This window comes from Tenacibaculum finnmarkense (assembly GCF_900239185.1).
GTDB classification, from domain to species: Bacteria; Bacteroidota; Bacteroidia; order Flavobacteriales; family Flavobacteriaceae; genus Polaribacter; species Polaribacter finnmarkensis.
Genome location: NZ_OENA01000042.1, coordinates 1 through 2,403, shown reverse-complemented (window position 1 = coordinate 2,403; position 2,403 = coordinate 1). Strand labels below are relative to the sequence as shown.

Sequence of the window (2,403 nt, the reverse complement as noted above, 5' to 3'; positions counted from 1 at the left end):
GAATATAAATCGTATCGAAGAAATAAAAAAAATCTGGAATTATTAACCTTATAAATTCAAAAAAAAGGTCAACCTATTTCAGGACAATACAAAAAATTGATCAAAAAAGAGAAATAAGAAGCGCTTTTTTGTGGATAATTCAGAAGCGGAAACAGCTCGTGATATCGTAAAATCTGAATATAGGAACGTGGATTTTGAAGAATCTTAAAACTGAAATAACATATGCGGGATTTATAAAACTGATTCTTAATAGAGAAACCTAAGAATTGACTTATTAGAATTGTATTATACAGTCTGAAAATTGCAGAAAAAATAGTCGATTAAATAATGTTTACTTTAATATCGGAATTGATATCTTAGGAAACAAATCCACTGATTTTAATACAAATAGCGGAATTTAAAACAACTTTCGAATATGATTTCCTCATAAATAAGATTGAAAAAACAGAAATTTTTATCGAGCCGAATCTGGACAAAAAAGGAAAGAAAATACAAGAACTGTGGTTAACAAAATATATAATTTATTGCTAGTGCGAACCTACTTACGAAAATCCTTATGGGATTTTCTATTCCGTTTTTATTTACTAAATTAGTTGCTCGAAATACGCAACAAACCATATATAAAACGTTAGGCAACATTAAAAATTCATCACTATGAAAATTATAAAACTAAAAGCAACAGCCAGTTTTCCAGGGGCAGAATCGAAAAGTGCGACACTAACATTACTTCCTAATTTCGAATTAAAAATTAAACCTATAAGAGAACAAAATACTATTGTTCCTCTCGGGATTTCTAATTTTAATGGAGATACAGAAAGTCAATTCATAGAGTTTGAAATTGAAATTCTAGAACACGGTATAGATGAATTCAGTGTAGAAGTACTCCTCGATGACAAAGTAATATATACTGTTTATTCTGAAAAACAAACATTAGATGAAGTTATAATTATAGCAAAAGGAACAAATACAAAAAAAGAGAATATAGAAGAAGAAGCACCAATGAACTACCCAATAGGGAAATATTCTTTTAAATGGGATGGTTTTGATAGTAATGGTATTTATGATAGTTCGCTTTTTACTAATGGCAAACTAAAAGCACGTTTAAAAGGAAAAATAGAAAGTGTTGAAAAAACAGTAGATAGTGATGAATTTTATTTTGAATGCAAAGAAGTAAATTGGGTTGACACAAAAATAGACAAAAACAGCAAACGTATTGATGTTACGCTTCGTATAAACCTTAAAGATGGTGGAGAAAAAGGAACTGAAAAAGATTGTTATGAAACAGGTAGTGGTAGTTATGCTCCTATAACTAAACATTGTCCTTGGGATAAAATACCTGAAAAAGATATAGATCCTAAAGACCCTATTTTAAAGAAAAGAAATAAAAACAATAATTTCGATGCTTTAAAGCAATTAGCTTTAAACGGTATAGAGAAGTATTGGGAAAGAAATAGTAAAAACATAGGTAAAGGTGTCTATATAAATAAAGAATTATACGAAGTATATCTAAGCTGTAAACAGGATGAACAAGGTATGGTGGCTCCTGAGATAATATATTTTACGAATTCAGAAAATGGTACGTTTAATCGTTCTCATAATTGGTTTGCTTCAAGAAAATTATATTACAAAGAAGGCTACCTAAAAAACAAAAAATGGGATTATAGAATCCCATCAGATGCCGTTCAATATTTTAAAGAAACCGCTGCTCATGAAATTGGACATCAATTATTGGTTGAATTAAAAGGTAAATATCATTCATACACCCATAAAGGAACTTCTCATCCAAGTGTAATTATACAAGACCCTGTTAAAGGTACAAAGTACCCAACAGGCAGTAAAGAAATTGACTTAATGAAATACGCAGATGATTTTTACCCTTATGACTATTATAAAAGAGTAATTCTCTCTGAAAAAGATTTATTAGGGCTTTTATGGTTAACTAAATTAGAATTAAACTAATGAAAAAACTATTAATTATTATTTTATTTATAGCTACGGGTTGTAAAGAAAAACTAAGCGAGAACTATAGAGGTTATGTATTTAACTTAAAAAAAGAACCCTTGTCTAATGTAAAGGTTTATGAACGAAGGGATTCTACAAAATATGTCTACACCAAAAAAAATGGATATTTCTTATTGAAACCAAGAAGTTTAACCTTTGTTGATGATTTAATTTTTATAAAAGAAGGGTATGTTACGGATTCTTTGGAGACTGTTTATTATAATAGAGGACACGGGACTATTTCTCTTTTTTTAAGACAACGATCTGATACTCTTTTTATGAAAGAAATTAAACAAATAACGTTGCCTAACAAAGAACTGAGCTAAAAAACAACTCTTTTCTTGATTAAGTTTATACATTATTATTCTAGGCTCATAATTCTATAAATTAGTTTTTTGAGCT

2 protein-coding genes are annotated in these 2,403 nt (G+C 28.8%); both read left to right on the top strand.

The window, feature by feature from the left end; all coding sequences use genetic code 11:
* Positions 1-654: 654 nt before the first annotated feature.
* Positions 655-1,959, top strand: a complete 1,305-nt coding sequence (locus tag AQ1689_RS05345) for a hypothetical protein (protein WP_101955419.1) — start codon at positions 655-657, stop codon at positions 1,957-1,959.
* Positions 1,959-2,327, top strand: a complete 369-nt coding sequence (locus AQ1689_RS05340; protein WP_101955418.1) for a hypothetical protein — start codon at positions 1,959-1,961, stop codon at positions 2,325-2,327. Before AQ1689_RS05345 ends, AQ1689_RS05340 begins: the two co-directional genes overlap by 1 nt.
* Positions 2,328-2,403 lie beyond the last annotated feature (76 nt).